We start from the raw sequence: 14219 nt of genomic DNA on the forward strand, positions 1-14219 counted from the left end.
CGACAGACGCGAATGCTATCAGCGGCCGTCGTCGAATGGCCTGGTCGACGGTTGTTTAGTTCCCACATCCGGAAACCGGACAACCTCGAACCACAGGAACGGCCGAATCGGTTGTCCACTGTTGTTTGTCCATACCGCATTCCCGAAGCCGGACAACCCGCCGCCCACTAGACACAGATCCGCAAGCCGCGTCACCGCGTCCGAAGGGAATCTGATGTCGTTGCCCGTCACGACCGCCACGCCACCACCGAGCGAGCCACCCGAGCCGTCGTCGCCAGCCTCGTCGTCGCACGAGTCGTCGTCGCACGAGTCCGGGCCGCCCGAATCCACGCCCGCGCCACGGCCCCGAGCGGCGATCACCGCCACCGCGGGCGCCGCGATCGTGGCGGCCGTCGCGCTGTCGTGGGACCGGCCGGGCATCGGGTGGCTGTTGACCGCTCTCGCCGTCGCCGCCGCGATAGTGGTCTCGGCCGGCAGCGGTTTTGCGTGGTCCGGTCGTACGACGGTCCGGGCCGGCGAGGCCGTGGCCGTGGTGGCGCTGATCGCCGTGGGCGCGGTGCGCGCGGCGGAGTGGCTGTTCGTCCTGTGCATGCTTGCCGCTGGGGTGGTCGGCTGCGTGGCCCTGGCCGATCGCTGGTCGGCCGGCAGCCTGGTTGCCGCCCCGCTGCGGGTGGTCGGTTCGGTGCCGGCCGCGCTGCAATGGCTGCTCAAGGACGCGATCAGGATCCGCGTTCAGGATCGGGGCGCGGCCCGGCGGACCACCATCGCCGGGCTGGTAGCGGTGGCGTTGCTGGCCGTCTTCGGGTTCCTGCTGGCCGAGGCGGACGCGGCGTTCGCCGAGGTGTTGTCCGTGCTGATCCCATCGGTCGACGGCAGCACCTCGGTGCAGTGGCTGGGGTCGGCGGCGGCCGCCGTCGTGGTGACGGCGGTCGCGGCTTACGGTCTGCTGACCGGCACGACCATGCCCGAACCGGGGTCGCGGCTGGGGCTGGTCCGCCGGGTCGAGTGGGCCCTTCCGGTCGGCGGACTGGTCGCACTGTTCGCGGGCTTCGTCGCGGTCCAGGCGACGGTCCTGTTCGGCGGCGGTGAGCACGTGGCGAAGACCGCCGGGCTGACGTACGCCGAGTACGCCCGGGCCGGCTTCTGGCAGCTATTGGTGGTCACCGGGCTCACCGTGATCGTGGTGGGCGTAGCGGCCCAGATCGCGCCCCGGGCCACGGTGTCCGACCGGGTGCTGCTGCGCACGCTGCTGGGGCTGCTGTCGGCCCTGACCCTGGTCATCGTCGCCTCGGCCCTCTCCCGGATGGCGGCCTACGAGCAGGCGTACGGGTTCACCCGGCAACGATTGCTGGTGACCGTCGGCGAACTGTGGCTGGGAGTGCTGTTCCTGCTCATCCTGGTGGCCGGGATCAAGCTGCGGGGACGATGGGTGCCCCGGGCCGCCCTCGCCGCGGCCGTCGGCGCGCTGATCGGCCTAGCCGTGCTCAATCCCGACGCGTTCATCGCCCAACAGAACGTGAACCGGTTCGAGAAGCACGGGATCGATGTGTACTACCTCAGCACCCTGTCCGCCGACGCCGTTCCGGCGCTGCAGAAGCTGCCGGAGCCGTACCGCTCCTGCGCGCTGGCCGCAATCACCAACGAACTGACCGGCGGCTCGGCGCCCTCGTCGGGGTCCAACCGGCGCGACGCGTGGCAGGAGTGGAACTTGGGCCGCGCCACCGCCCGGGCCCACCTCGACGATGACGCCCTGGGTCCGTGTTCGGCGGCGTACGGGCGGTACGACTTGCCTGACGCTGACTGAGCTCCCAGTCGAGCGACCGCTCAGGGGTACGTGGGCGCGATCAGGTCTGTCAACGAACGGCCCTGTCTCACATTCGGTGGTGACGGAGCGTGCGTGCCGTTACCCGAGGAGGATGCGGTGGCGGAGCAGGGTGAAGCCCGCTCGTCCGTGCATTTGACGGGCGATCCGTTTGGTCCTGGTGTTGACGCCTTCGGTGGGGCCGTTGCTGTACGGAAGCGTGAGCGCCGCGTTCACGGCGTCGCGGTCCCGTTCCAGGCCCCGAGCATAGGCGTGCAGATGGGGCAGATCTGCCGCGCGAACATCGTTGATCCAGTGCGAGAGCCCGTCGGCGTTTCCCGGCTGGGGTGTGAGGAACTGGGCGAAGCCCTCGACTGGGACTGCGTAGTTTTCCTTCGTCCGGACGGAACGTGCCGCCCCAGCCGTTGAGTCCGCCGCGCTGGTTGGTGCTGAGGGAAGCCATGCCGGAGATGCAGGCACCGTCGACCAGAATCAGCCTCACAGGACCCGAGTAGGTCGTCGTCATAGTCATCAACCCTTCAGGACGTAACGCCGTGTACCCCGGCCCCGGCTGGCTGACATCATCAGGAGGTACGGCGTCGAGTCCGACCATGGTGTGCTCAACCTGGCCGCGACCGCACGTTAGGAGTATGGGTCGATGTTTGTGTCTGCCTAGTTCATGAGCCAGAGGCGCGCCTTGGACGGCTGACAGTCGACCTTGGCAGACCAGCGCCCGAGGCCTCATCGATCCACGGGAGAACGCGGAGCATTACTGAGCCATGGCCGGCCTCTTGCCGATCGGACGATTTCGCTGTGCCGAAGAGCGCATGAGACGCCGAACGGCGGCCCGCTGAACCAGTCGGGCCGCCGTTCGCAGAGCGTGGATCAGAGCGGGCGGATGTTCTCCGCCTGCGGGCCCTTCTGGCCCTGGGTGATGTCGAACTCCACCTTCTGGTTCTCGTCGAGGCTGCGGAAGCCGCTCGCCGAGATCGCGGAGAAGTGGGCGAAGACGTCGGCGCCGCCGTCGTCCGGGCTGATGAAGCCGAAGCCCTTGTCGGCGTTGAACCACTTCACGGTGCCTGTAGTCATGTCTGCTCCTTCGCAGGCTGTCAGAGGCCGCACTGTGCGGACCCCTACGCCGCCGCGTTGATCACCCGCGTCGAAACGACACGAAAAACGAAAAGCGCCTGGATGGGTTTCAGATGCCCCATCAGGCGCCGGAAAACGTCTACGGAAATCAAAACTGCAACTCGGTTACTGTAACACATGATCCATCGTCGGGTCCGATGGCGGTCGGTGGGCCTGGCCGCTGAGCTTGCTTTTTTGCGGAGGCGCGCTCGGATCCACGCCGTGCTCGGCGACCCGGCGCGCCTGGCGATCGTGGACGCGCCCCCCGGGTGACGCCGTTTCCCTCGACGAGTCGCGCGATTTCCTCACCGTCCTCGATGCCCTCGACACCGCGGCCGGCACCGACCGCGCCGACCTGCTCGACAGGCTTGCCACGTTCCCCACCCGCCACCACTGCCCTACGCGGCCAACTCGGTACGGCCGAGGGCTTCGCCAACACCCTCCGCGCCGAACTCGACGATCGTGGTCATGACGGCCCACTACCTGAGCACCGCCGCCGCCTGGCCAGCGGCGGCCTGCTCGGTCCGGTCGGCGGCGACTGGCACCGCATCCCCTCTCGCACCTCGCCGCTGCCCCCGCCATGGCGCACCACGTTGGTGACCAACTCGTGCACCGCCAGGACGAAGTCCTCCAGCCCGTGGCCGGCCAGACCCGCCGAACGGGCTGCTGCGGCGACCGCGTGACGCAGCGCCGTCACCCGCGCAACGGTGATCTCTTCCGACAACAACGCCACGTCGTCGGTGCCGCGAGCGGTGTTCCACCCGCCACCCACGTCGTCCGTTCCGCCGCTGGCCATGATCGGACGCTACCCGCCGCCGACCCGGCGTGCCCGGGCGTGCCAGCCGACGTAGGACGGCGACCGCCTCGGACCGCCGGTCACGCACAGCATCCCGGTCGCCGGCCGGGATGTGAAGAGGTGCGACGAGCGGGGGTGCCAGGACCGAGCGGGGACGGGAACCTTCGCCTGGCCGGCTGGCTCATCGCTCGCCGACCACCTCGCACGACGGCGTGCCGGCCGGCCCCGTCACCGCGGTCGGGCTACTGCTTCTCGTTCTGCCGGAGGGCTTCCTCGAGTTGGTCCTCCAGGATGATGATCCGGCAGGCGGCCTCCAGGGCGGTGCCGTCGTCGACCATTTCGCGGGCCCGGGCGGCCAGGCGCAGCTGGTAGCGGGAGTAGCGGCGGTGCCCGCCACCGGAGCGGTGCGGGTTGATCAGTTTCGCCTCGTCCAGGCGGCGCAGGAAGTCCTGCGTGGTGCCGAGCATCTCCGCGGCCTGACCGATGGTGTAGGCCGGAGTGTTCTCGTCGCCGAACATGTCATCGGGGTTTCGCCCCATGTCACCTCCACGTCGAGGGCCCCGGCGCTTACGCGCCGGGGCCCAGGGTTACGGGTCAGAACACCATCTGCCGACAGGAACGTCGGCTCGTCGTATCCGCACCAACCGTCACTGACGGCTTCGGGTGCGAGGATCGCATATGCGTGACCGGAGACCACCTCTCGTTCGATGGAAACTGCGGTGTCCGCCCGGCCTGACATGACGGCCGACGGCGGGCGATCCAACGGTGTACGGCCCTCCCTTTCCTCTGCCACTTCTTTCTCTTGCTGTCGTGCGGTCTGCCGGCGCCGGAGCCCACGCGACTTCATGACCCCGACACGTGCGGCGAACATCAGCTGGAGCCCCGAAGAGAGCCCTGGCCCCACCTGCACCCCGGCGTGCACTCCGCCGGGACTGACGTGCTCCTACTCTGCCTACTGCCTCTCAGGAGGGAACGGTGCAGCCTGTCCCTCTCCTCGCCGCCCGTCGTGACCCCACGGCCGGACGACCCGTCTGCGTCTTGACGGATCTTTCCCCTTGACTCGAAGAAGAGTATGCCACACCGCCGAAGATGTCTAGGCTCAGAAGCCCAGATTTCCTGACCTCCAGCCATCAGGAAAGCCGCGCTCGACGCGAGACAGTCTCCGCCGGTCGGGAAACGACGCGATCCAGCGGATGCGACCATCAGCGATGTCGAACGTCATCAGCACGCCCCGCCGACGCGCCTGCACCAGACGCGTCGGCCCGACAGAAGTGGACTGGCGCGGGCGTCAGAGGTCGAGGATGAGGTTCGCGGCCACCGCAGCGCCGTCCGGGCGGATGGTGGCGGCCGTCGTGGCGGCGCGGGACCGGGTCTCGGGCGACAGGGCCTGCCCGAGGGCGGCTGCCAGGGACTCGACGGTCGGAGACGGGCCGGAGTGGGCGGCGCCGATGCCCAGGGCAGCGACGCGGGCGGCGAAGTACGGCTGATCAGCCATCTGCGGAACCAACACCTGGGGTACGCCCGTCAACGCGGCCGTCGTCGTGGTGCCGGCGCCGCCATGGTGCACGACGGCGGCGCAGCGCCGGAACAGCGCCCGGTGGTTGACTTCGGCGACCACGCGGACATCGTCCGCGTCGGCGGACGGGGTCAGGCCAGCCCAGCCGCGGGAGACGACGGCGCGACGGCCATGCGCGCGGATCGCGGCCAGGGCGACCTCCGCGGCGTGCTGCGGTGCGGGCATGCTGCCGAAGCCGACGTACACGGGCGGGTCGCCGGCGTCGAGGAATGCCCTCAGACCGGGGTCGAGCGGACGCGGGTCGGGGACCATCCACGCGCCGGTCTGCACCACGTCGACGGGGTTCGCGGCGTCGGCCGGCCACGGGGCCAGGGTCGGGTCCGCGGCCAGCCACGGGTCCGCGGTGAAGACGTGGTCGCGGACGTTGTCGACCGGAGACAGGCCGATCGCCGCCCGTTCCCGGTTGAGGGCGGCGCCGAAGACCGCGTTGTAGCCCTCGATCGCCAGCGCGTCGAGCTCCTTCCAGTCCGTGACGTCCGGCGGCAGCGGCCGGGTCGGCGCTGGCTGCGGGCGGTGGGCCGGCGACGGCAGGAAGATCGGGCAGTACGCGGCGTAGACATAGCGGATGCCCAGCCGCTCCGCCACCGACTGCACGCTCGCCGTGACCGGGAACAGGCCCGTCGCCACCATGACGTCGCAGCCCTCGGCGGCCGCTGGGAGCTCGGCGAACTGCTCGGCCATTAGCTCGGCGGCCTTGCGCGGCACGTCCGGCACCGTGGTCGGGGCCGGCCCGTGCACCATCTCGCGCACCGACTGGCCGATCGGCACCAACTCCACCCCGAACTGGTCCAGCCGCTCGGCGCAGTCCGGCGGGGCGCACACCCGCACGCCCGCGCCCGCCTCCCGCAGCGCGATCGCCAGCCCGACCAGTGGCTCGACATCGCCACGGCCACCGAATGTCGACAGCAATACCCGCATGTCGCAACCCCCATCTCCACGCGGATTCCAGTTACGGACAGCGATTCTGCGCGCACCCCCAGGCCTTGCCGCAAGCCCCCGGTTGCGGTATATGTTAGTTATGGCAAGGGGATGCGACTCCTTGCCGTTTTTGTTGCGCTCCTCCTTGCCGCCGCCGGGTCGTGCGCTGGTCGATCGCCGACCACTGTGCTCCGAGCTGGTCATCGACGCCCTGGACATGGCCCGCTGGCGACGCCGCCCCACCGAGGGGCAAACCGTGGTCCACTCCGGCCACTGCAGCCAATACACCGGCTGGGGCTTGGGCAGTGACTCCGCCCGGCCGGGCTGCTCGGCTCGATGGGCTCCATCGGCGACTGCGACGGCAACAGCATGGTCGAGTCGTTCTTCGGCTCGATGCAGCTGGAGCTGCTCGAACGTCAGCCGTGAGCCACCCGCCAGGAGCTGGCCAACGCCATTTTCGAGTGGATCGAGACATGGCACTTCCCGCGCCGACGCCACTCGAGTCCCGGCAACCTGTCCCCGATCGACTACGAACGACGGGCCGCTACGCGGGCTCGTCCTCCGTGCCGTCGCCACCTGGCAGCAGGCGGCGCTCCCGGTCGACGGTGAGCGGGAACGGGCGTTGTGGGAATCGGTCGGTCTGGTCCCGGACGACCTCGCCAGTCAGGTGCTGGTGCTCAACGTACGGGCCACCGGCGGCCTGCTCGGGCGGTGGCTCACCGAGGCCGCGCAGGCCGGCGTGCCGATCCGGGTCACCCTGCACCAACTGCGCCTGGCACCGCTCACACTGGACTGCGACGAGGTGTACGTCTGCGAGAACCCCGCGGTGCTGCGCGCGGCCACCACAACGCTCGGTGCCCAGGCCCCACCGCTGATCTGCACCGAAGGAGTGCCGTCGGTCGCCGTCCACACACTGCTCGGCGCCGCTCACGGAGCGGCGATCCGGTGGCGCAACGACTTCGACTGGACCGGCGTACGACTGACTGCGGCGGCTCTCCAGCGATATCGGGGCGCGGTCCCGTGGCGGATGACCGCAGCTGACTACCTGCCGAGGGCGGGCACCGGCACGGCACTGATCGGTACGCCCACCCGGACACCGTGGGACGAGTCGCTGGGCGAGTCGATGCGGCGGACCGGCCGCGCGGTGATGGAGGAACGGCTGCTCGACCTGCTGATCGCCGACCTGCGCGTGACCGGAGCCGGGTAATGGCTGGCAGGAGTTGACCAACCTGCTGGATGCCGTAGGTCGAACGCCGCAGGCCCGCGTATCGAACACGGATGTAGCCGCAGATCGAAAGAGCGCCTCCTCGCAGTGCACGTCGAGGACCCGCCGCAGCGCGTCACCCGTTCGACCCGCCCGCGAGGTCGACGGCTGCGCACACACCTCTTGTGTGCGCAGCGCGGGCAGGTCTTCGGACTCGCGGGCATGACCGGGTACGCCGGTGTCTCCTACTGGCCGTCGCTTCCCGGGCCCTACGGGCCCAGTGCCGGTGACGGCGGTCGTTCCCACTCACCGCTGCGGGGCAGTCCCGGATTCCCACCGGTTCCCTCTTACGACGCCCGAGCGTGACAACGCCTGGGCGAACCAGCGCCGGTAACCAGCCTAGCGTTCCTGGTCAGCTGACGGCCGGCTCGGCCCTGGATGTGACCTACCTCCCCCATCGCCCTTGCCCATGGATCCGGGCGGTTGGGTGGGTGGCGCAGGGGCCGGCCCGGCGGCGGGAACGGCCATGTCAGTGCCGGTCGGGCCTGCGACCTCGGCGCTGTCGGCAGCAGTGTCCGGCGGCTGCGGTTCGGCTGCGACGAAGGTGACCGGAGCGTCGAACGCGGCCCGGCGCGCGGCGCGGCGCAGCGCGGCGAGCACCGCAGGGCCGGCCAGGACGATCGCCACCGCGGTGGTGATCGCGCGGCCGGTGTCCCAGCCGAAGGTGGAGGTGACTGCGGTGAACAGGGCGAGGCGGTGCAGGTTCTCCAGCACCGGCGCGCCCGCGACGTAGGACAGTTGGGTGTCCGCGCCGGTGCTGAACGGCCAGAACCACAGGTTCATCAGCAGGCCGTAGCCGTAGGCGGCGAGCGCGCCGTATCCGGCCAGGACGGCGGTCTCGGCCCGTCCGCGCAGCCTCGGCGGAAGCAGGCCGGCACCCAGGCCGATCCAGGACGCGCACAGCATCTGGAACGGCAGCCACGGTCCGACGCCGGCGGTGAGCAGGGCGGAGGCGAACAGGGACGTCGAACCGAGCAGGAACCCGAATCCGGGACCGAAGACCCGGCCGGCGAGGACCAGGAGGAAGAACACGGTCTCGATGCCGGCGGTGCCCGCGCCCAGGGGGCGCAGCGCGGCGTTGACGGCGGCGAGCACACCGAGCATCGCCAGGGCCTTGCTGTCCATGCCGCCGGAGGTGAGTTCGGCCAGCACGAGCGCCACGAGCACCGGCAGCATCAGGAAGAAGACCAGCGGTGCCTCGCCGGTGCGGGCGGTGGATTCCGGCTGCGCGGGGACGAAGAACGGCCAGGTGAAGGTCGCCAGGGCGGCGGCCGAGGCCAGGGCCAGCACCACGGCGGTACGCGGGGCGACCCGCAACACGGTCACGCCGGTGCCCGGCTCTGGGTCAGCGCGGCGGCGACCTGTTCCACGGTGAGCCACGGCGCGGGGGCGAGGACCTTGGCCACCTGCGGGGCGAAAGCCGGTGACGCGAGCATGACCTCCGCCGTGCTGCCGTCGGAGACGATGTCCCCCTCGGCCATGACGATCACCCGATCGGCGAGGGCCGCGACGAGTTCGACGTCGTGGGTGGCGACCACCACGGCGCGGCCGGCGGCTGCCAACGTGCGGACGACCTCGGTGAACTGCCGCTTGGCGTGGTAGTCCAGGCCACGGGTCGGCTCATCGAGCAGCACCACCGGCGGAGCGGCGGTGAGCTGGACGGCGAGCGCGAGGGCCAGCCGCTGCCCCTCGGACAGATCGCGGGGGTGCCGGTCGGCGGGCAGGCCGGGGGTGAGCTGGTCCAGCAGCGCCCGGCAGGTGCCGGTCGGCGCTGCGGTCTCCCGGTCGGCCTGGGCGCACTCGGCGTCGACGGTCTCCAGGTAGAGCAGGTCGCCGGAGTTCTGCGGGACGAGGCCGACGTGCCGGCGGGCCCGGCCCGCCGGCAGGCTCTTCGGGTCGACGGTCCCCTGAGGTCCGGCCACGGCGACGGTGCCGCCGTGGCGGGGGCCGCTGCCCTGCACCGCCCACAGCAGGCTGGACTTGCCGGACCCGTTGCGGCCCATCAACGCGACGACCTCGCCGGGACGCAGGTCGACGTCGACGCCGGCCACCGCGACCGTGCCCGGATACCGTACGACGATCTTCCGCGCGGTCAGCGCCGCCGCCCTGTCCGTCACCTCCGTGGCCGGCGGCGGATCCACGCCGGCGAGCCGGTGCCGCAGGTCGGACGCCCGCCGACGGGCGTCGCGCACCGACAGCGGCAGGGGTGTCCAGCCGGCGAGGCGGCCCAGCTCGATCAGCGGCGGCGCGATGTCGATGTGCGCCAGCACCGTTGCCGGTGTCCCGTCGATCACGCTCCCGTCGCCGGGCAGGTAGAGCAGCCGGTCGGCGTACTGCACCACCCGCTCCAGCCGGTGCTCGGCCAACACCACGGTCACGCCGAGGTCGTGTACCAGCCGGGTGATGGTGGCGAGCACGTCCTCCGCGGCGGTGGGGTCCAACGCGGAGGTGGGCTCATCGAGCACCAGCACCCGGGGATGGGCCGTGAGCACCGCGCCGATGGCGACCCGCTGCTGCTGGCCGCCGGAAAGCGTCCGCAGCGGCCGATCGCGCAGGTCCGCGATGCCGAGCAGGTCGAGGGTCTCCTCCACCCGCTTGCGCATGACCCTCGGTGGCAGGGCCAACTGCTCCATCCCGTACGCCAGTTCCTCCTCGACGGTGTCGGTGACGAACCCGGCCATGGGGTCCTGGCCGACCACGCCGACGACGTCGGCGAGGTCGCGCGGCGGGTGCCGGCGGGTGTCCCGGCCGTCCACGGTGACGGTGCCGTGCAGGGTGCCGCCGGTGAAGTGCGGCACCAGTCCGTTGATCGCCCGCAACAGGGTCGACTTGCCGGCACCGGTCCGGCCGGCGACCAGGCAGAGTTCGCCCTCCTCGACGCGGAGCGTCACGTCCCGCAGCGGCGGCGGCCCGCCCTCGACGTAGTGGACGGTGACCCGGTCAAAGGTGATCATGAGGGACCTCCCGTCACCGGCGACGACGTGGTGGTGGGACGCGCCGTGTCCACCCGCGGGCCTGGGGCGGGGAGTGCCGGGACCACCGCCGGTGGGCGGGTGGCCCGCGCCACGGGTGGTGGCGGCGCCAGCCAGGCGGGGGCCGCCGCGACCGCGACGGCGAGCAGTATCAGCGGCGTCAACCGGGGCCAGGTGAGCGGGCTGACCGGCGGATAGAGCAGTTCCGGGGCGACCGAGCCGGCCAGCATGGTCAGCGCGGCGGCGGCCACGCCGCAGCCGGCCACGAGCAGCTCGGCCGGGTGCCAGCGATCCGGCCGGTAGCGGCTGCGGCGGACCCGGCGGCCGGCCAGCAGCATCCCGGCCACGGCGGTGGCCAGGCCGCCGAGGAGCAGTGGCAGGCCGAGGTAACCGGGCCCGGTGTCGAGCAGCCCGTACGTGCCGGCGCACACGCCGATCAGCCCGCCGAGCACCAGCGCGCCGGTGGTGGCGCGCTGGCCCGGGGGCACCGCCGCGGTCCGGCCGTAACCCCGGGAGTCCATCGCCGCCGCGAGGGCCAGGGACCGGTCCAGCGCGTCGGCCAGCACGGGCAGGGCGATGCCCCGCAGCGCCCGCATCCCGCGCCCGGACGCGCCACGCAACCGGCGTGCCCGGCGGACCCGTAGCACGCTCTCCACCAGCTGCGGGGCGACCGACAACGCGACCACGACGGCCGTGCCGACCGCGTACAACGCGCCGGGCACCGCCTTGAGTAGCCGTTTCGGGTTGGCCAGCGCGTTCGCCGCGCCGAGGCAGATCAGCATCGCGGCCAGCCGCAGCCCGTCGTAGAACCCGCCGAGGACCTGCTCGACGGCGATGGGGCCGAACAACCGGATGCCGGCCGCCCAGGCGGGAAGCGGGATCTCCGGCAACCGGATCAGCACGTGGTCGCCCTGCCCGCCGCCGAACACGATGCGAAACACCACCCGCATCACCACGATCACCGCGCCGAGCACCAGGTACATCCGGAACGCCAGCGCCCAGGGCGCGTCGCCGCGCCGCCGGACGACCACCAGCGCGGCGACGGCGATCAGCAGTGCCAGCGGCAACGGATTGGTGGTGTGACTGGCCGCCGTGGCCAGGCCCAGCGCCCAGAGCCACCACGCTCCCGGGTGCAGGCCTCGGGGCAACGGTGGCGCCGGCCACCACCATGTCGCCCGGCCGGCTCGGGGGGTCGTGCCCGAGTGACGCCTGTCCCGGTCAGTCATCCTGGTCGACGGCCCGCCGCCGCCTCGCGGCGATCACGCCACCGGCGGCGAGTGCCGCCAGCAGCAACACCCCCGTCACCGTGCCCAGCGGGACGCCACCGTCGTCACGGGGTGCGGCGACACCGGTCAGCACCGGTTCCTCGGAGTCGCCCGGCGATGGGCCGCCGGACCCGCCGGTCGGCGGCGCGGTGGCCGGCGCGCCAGGTGTCTCCGGCGATCCACTGACCGGTGTCGTAGCGGAGGGCGCCGCAGACCCGGACGCGCGTGTCGTCGGCGCTGCCGAACCGGGGCCACCGCCGGCCGCCGACGAAGACGCGACCGGCCCGCCGCCGGCCGGTGGCGTGACCGGTGCGCCACCGGTGGTGGGCGGTGGTGGTGGCGACGGTCGTTTCGGTGCGATGCCGGGACGGGGCGCGTCGTTGGCGGTGCGGTTGAGGGAGAACGACCAGCCCTCGAAGGTGCCGGCCGGCGGCTTGCGGTTGAGCACACCCTTGTCGCTGTACGTCCAACTGCCGCCGTTGGCCGCATGCCAGTACGACCAGTAGGCGCTGGCCGGAGGCGTGTCGACGCACTTCTCGGCCGCCGCCGACGGTTTGCCCTCGATCCGGCAGACGAACCCCTCGCCCCAGCGCAGCGTGCCGGTGACCAGGAAACCGGCGCTCTTCAGCGCCGTCAGGCCGGTGGACTGCTCGCCCCGGGCGCACCGCACCACCGTCCCGCCGCCGAGTTCGTTGAAGTCGACCACCACCGTGACGCCGGAGGCGTCCGGGCAGTAGCCGGCCGCACCGGCTGCCATCGCCGGGCTGCCCGATTCGCCCACCACGCCGACGGCGGCCAGGACGACGGCCAGCCCGGCGCGGACGATCCGGACGATCACGTCGCCCTCCGTCGGCTGAGGAGCAGCAGCAGCGACCCACCACCGACCATCAGGAGCGCGATCAGCACGTACGTGGTGATCGCCGCGCCGGTCGTCGGTAGGCCACCCGCACCCCCCGGGGCGGTCGGCGTGGCGGTCGGGGCGGCGGTCGCCGACACGGTGGGTGACGGGGCCGGTGCCGTGGTGCTGGCGGACGCACTCGGGGTCGGGCTGGCCGGTGCGGTCGGCGTCGGCGACCCGGTGGGCGTGGGGGACGCCGTTCCGGTCGGTGAGGCCGTGCCCGTTGGAGTCGGCCCGGGCGACGACGGCGGAAGGTCGAGGCCGATGCGGCCGAGCGGCACCTGGGCGAGACCGAGCAGGGCCTGCGCGGTGGCCCGGCGCCACTGGTCCCGGGAGACGTCGTCGATCCCGGACCCGACAGCGGCGGTCATGCCTTCGGCGTTGTAGGCGATGGCCCCCGCGTCGGCGGCGGCTTCGCCGCCGTGCGACGTGGTCAGCTGGAGCACGCGGAGCGCGCCCGCTGCGCGGGCGGCCTCGGCTTGGCGTCCGGCGGCGGCGAGCGCCTGCCCGGCCAGGCCGGTGCTGTTGGAGTTCGCGCCGGTCGTCGGCCCCGAGCCGCCGAACGACCCGTCGGAATGCTGCTGGGCGACCAACCAGGTCACGCCCCGATCTGCCGCGTCGGCGGCACCCGCGGCCCCCTCGTCGGCGGCGGCCAGCAGCGCCTGCACGGCCATCGCGGTCGAGTCGACGTCGAGGGTGGCATCGGCCTGCTCGTCGCACGACGGTGACGGGCCGTCCCCCGTGTCGGGGTAGAGCCGGAAGCCACCGGCCGCGCACTGCTGCCGGACGAGGAAGTCGACGGTGTCCTGCGGGACGTCGCCGCTGCGGGCCAAGCCCAGCACCGTGAAGGACTGGTCGAAGGTGTTGCTGGCGTCCGGACCGCTGTCGGCGGTGGTGCGGCTGGTGATCCGCCCCCGCTGATGCCCGGCGTCCGCCCCGGCGACCAGCGACAGGGCCTCGGCCCGCAGGTCGAAGCCGCCGAAGTCGGTGGGATCGGCTCCGGCGGCGGCGGCCGCGTAGAGCAGCTTCGCGGTGGCCCCACCGTCGGTGAAGCCCTCGATGCCCCAGTCGTCGTAGCTGTTGTAGGAGCGCACGTGCGCCGCGACCTGCGCGGTCGCCGTCTGCCGGGTCGAGGCGGCCACCCCGGTCGCGGACAAGGCGATGACCGCGTCGATGGTCAGGCCCCAGTCCGGGCCGCCGAACGGCCCGGGAAGCGCCCCGTCGGTGACCTCACCGGCCAACCAGGACGCGGCCTCGCGTGCCGCGGCGGCGTCGGCCGGTGCGGGTGCCGCCACCACGGTCAGGGGCAGGGCGGCGATCGCGGCGAGGGTCGCCGCCGTGCTGGCGACGAGACCGGTGCCGATCCGCCGGTGCCGGGACAGGGGCATGGAGGTGCCTTTCGCAGAGCGGTCGGTGAAGGTGCCGGAACGCGCCCGAGGAGACGGCACCCCGCTCGCGTGACGCTCTGAGCGGGATGGACGGACCTCGGCGGCCCGGACTTCACCCTGTAGACCTCGACAGTGGAAGCCGCTCGTCCCGGACGAGGCATTCCGGCTCGCGGAGTCGATGCTCCGCTCACGGTTGCGGGTCAGCGCCGGCTT

13 protein-coding genes, 2 pseudogenes and 1 riboswitch are annotated in these 14219 nt (G+C 72.2%); of the genes and pseudogenes, 3 read left to right on the forward strand and 12 right to left on the reverse strand.

The window, feature by feature from the left end; genetic code table 11:
- Positions 1 to 18: 18 nt before the first annotated feature.
- The gene (locus tag HDA31_RS26235) at positions 19 to 366 is read right to left on the reverse strand and encodes a hypothetical protein (RefSeq protein WP_178063179.1); all 348 of its coding nucleotides are present in this window, start codon (positions 364 to 366) and stop codon (positions 19 to 21) included.
- Between the two features lie 16 nt (positions 367 to 382).
- On the opposite strand from HDA31_RS26235, the gene HDA31_RS33230 reads away from it, so the two are divergent.
- Positions 383 to 1804, forward strand: coding sequence for a DUF4153 domain-containing protein (locus HDA31_RS33230; RefSeq protein ID WP_178063178.1), 1422 nt, complete (start codon positions 383 to 385; stop codon positions 1802 to 1804).
- Positions 1805 to 1903: 99 nt separating this feature from the next.
- On the opposite strand, the pseudogene HDA31_RS26245 reads toward HDA31_RS33230, so the two are convergent.
- The 6 genes and pseudogenes from HDA31_RS26245 to HDA31_RS26265 form a co-directional block, all read right to left on the reverse strand.
- Positions 1904 to 2185, reverse strand: a pseudogene (locus HDA31_RS26245) (transposase); the annotation flags it as partial.
- 501 nt (positions 2186 to 2686) lie between these two features.
- Positions 2687 to 2890: a transcription antiterminator/RNA stability regulator CspE gene (cspE, locus tag HDA31_RS26250; RefSeq protein WP_013283833.1), complete on the reverse strand. Its 204-nt coding sequence runs from the start codon at positions 2888 to 2890 to the stop codon at positions 2687 to 2689.
- A gap of 505 nt (positions 2891 to 3395) precedes the next feature.
- Positions 3396 to 3725 carry an ATP-binding protein gene (locus tag HDA31_RS26255; RefSeq protein ID WP_260422068.1) on the reverse strand — a complete coding sequence of 110 codons (330 nt, stop codon included), beginning with the start codon at positions 3723 to 3725 and terminating at the stop codon, positions 3396 to 3398.
- Positions 3726 to 3967: 242 nt separating this feature from the next.
- Positions 3968 to 4264: a helix-turn-helix domain-containing protein gene (locus HDA31_RS26260; protein ID WP_178063177.1), complete on the reverse strand. Its 297-nt coding sequence runs from the start codon at positions 4262 to 4264 to the stop codon at positions 3968 to 3970.
- Positions 4265 to 4824: 560 nt separating this feature from the next.
- Positions 4825 to 4947 carry a hypothetical protein gene (locus HDA31_RS32685; protein ID WP_260422069.1) on the reverse strand — a complete coding sequence of 41 codons (123 nt, stop codon included), beginning with the start codon at positions 4945 to 4947 and terminating at the stop codon, positions 4825 to 4827.
- Between the two features lie 66 nt (positions 4948 to 5013).
- Entirely contained in the window at positions 5014 to 6219 is a 1206-nt protein-coding gene (locus HDA31_RS26265) for a glycosyltransferase (RefSeq protein WP_178063176.1), read from the reverse strand.
- A gap of 550 nt (positions 6220 to 6769) precedes the next feature.
- On the opposite strand from HDA31_RS26265, the pseudogene HDA31_RS32690 reads away from it, so the two are divergent.
- Together HDA31_RS32690 and HDA31_RS26270 are read left to right on the forward strand one after the other, a co-directional pair.
- Positions 6770 to 6895: pseudogene (locus tag HDA31_RS32690) on the forward strand (TIGR02679 domain-containing protein); the annotation flags it as partial.
- Positions 6896 to 6958: 63 nt separating this feature from the next.
- The gene (locus HDA31_RS26270) at positions 6959 to 7426 is read left to right on the forward strand and encodes a DUF2399 domain-containing protein (protein ID WP_311774390.1); all 468 of its coding nucleotides are present in this window, start codon (positions 6959 to 6961) and stop codon (positions 7424 to 7426) included.
- A 179-nt stretch (positions 7427 to 7605) separates the two neighbouring features.
- Positions 7606 to 7824: riboswitch (cobalamin riboswitch) on the reverse strand.
- Here HDA31_RS26270 and HDA31_RS26275 read toward each other — a convergent pair.
- From HDA31_RS26275 to HDA31_RS26295, 5 genes are all read right to left on the reverse strand, one after another.
- Positions 7823 to 8809, reverse strand: coding sequence for an ECF transporter S component (locus HDA31_RS26275; protein ID WP_246384324.1), 987 nt, complete (start codon positions 8807 to 8809; stop codon positions 7823 to 7825). It overlaps the preceding riboswitch by 2 nt.
- The gene (locus HDA31_RS26280) at positions 8806 to 10437 is read right to left on the reverse strand and encodes an ABC transporter ATP-binding protein (RefSeq protein ID WP_178063175.1); all 1632 of its coding nucleotides are present in this window, start codon (positions 10435 to 10437) and stop codon (positions 8806 to 8808) included. The genes HDA31_RS26275 and HDA31_RS26280 overlap by 4 nt, the downstream gene beginning before the upstream one ends.
- A complete protein-coding gene (locus tag HDA31_RS26285) occupies positions 10434 to 11681 on the reverse strand; it encodes a CbiQ family ECF transporter T component (protein ID WP_246384323.1) in 1248 nt (415 codons plus the stop codon). Before HDA31_RS26285 ends, HDA31_RS26280 begins: the two co-directional genes overlap by 4 nt.
- Positions 11674 to 12558 (reverse strand): SCO2322-related protein, encoded by an 885-nt coding sequence (locus HDA31_RS26290; protein WP_376701414.1) that lies wholly within the window; start codon positions 12556 to 12558, stop codon positions 11674 to 11676. The genes HDA31_RS26285 and HDA31_RS26290 overlap by 8 nt, the downstream gene beginning before the upstream one ends.
- The gene (locus HDA31_RS26295; protein WP_376701415.1) at positions 12555 to 14006 is read right to left on the reverse strand and encodes a cell wall anchor protein; all 1452 of its coding nucleotides are present in this window, start codon (positions 14004 to 14006) and stop codon (positions 12555 to 12557) included. Before HDA31_RS26295 ends, HDA31_RS26290 begins: the two co-directional genes overlap by 4 nt.
- Positions 14007 to 14219 lie beyond the last annotated feature (213 nt).

Source organism: Micromonospora carbonacea, from assembly GCF_014205165.1.
In the GTDB taxonomy this organism is placed as follows: domain Bacteria; phylum Actinomycetota; class Actinomycetes; order Mycobacteriales; family Micromonosporaceae; genus Micromonospora; species Micromonospora carbonacea.

What these genes read in the sequence shown, in the direction of transcription:
- cspE (WP_013283833.1), bottom strand. Translation starts at nt 2,890, where the DNA reads ATGACTACAGGCACCGTGAAGTGGTTCAACGCCGACAAGGGCTTCGGC.
- HDA31_RS26255 (WP_260422068.1), bottom strand. Translation starts at nt 3,725, where the DNA reads ATGGCCAGCGGCGGAACGGACGACGTGGGTGGCGGGTGGAACACCGCT.
- HDA31_RS26260 (WP_178063177.1), bottom strand. Translation starts at nt 4,264, where the DNA reads ATGGGGCGAAACCCCGATGACATGTTCGGCGACGAGAACACTCCGGCC.
- HDA31_RS32685 (WP_260422069.1), bottom strand. Translation starts at nt 4,947, where the DNA reads ATGACGTTCGACATCGCTGATGGTCGCATCCGCTGGATCGCGTCGTTT.
- HDA31_RS26265 (WP_178063176.1), bottom strand. Translation starts at nt 6,219, where the DNA reads ATGCGGGTATTGCTGTCGACATTCGGTGGCCGTGGCGATGTCGAGCCA.
- HDA31_RS26280 (WP_178063175.1), bottom strand. Translation starts at nt 10,437, where the DNA reads ATGATCACCTTTGACCGGGTCACCGTCCACTACGTCGAGGGCGGGCCG.
- HDA31_RS26285 (WP_246384323.1), bottom strand. Translation starts at nt 11,681, where the DNA reads ATGACTGACCGGGACAGGCGTCACTCGGGCACGACCCCCCGAGCCGGC.
- HDA31_RS26295 (WP_376701415.1), bottom strand. Translation starts at nt 14,006, where the DNA reads ATGCCCCTGTCCCGGCACCGGCGGATCGGCACCGGTCTCGTCGCCAGC.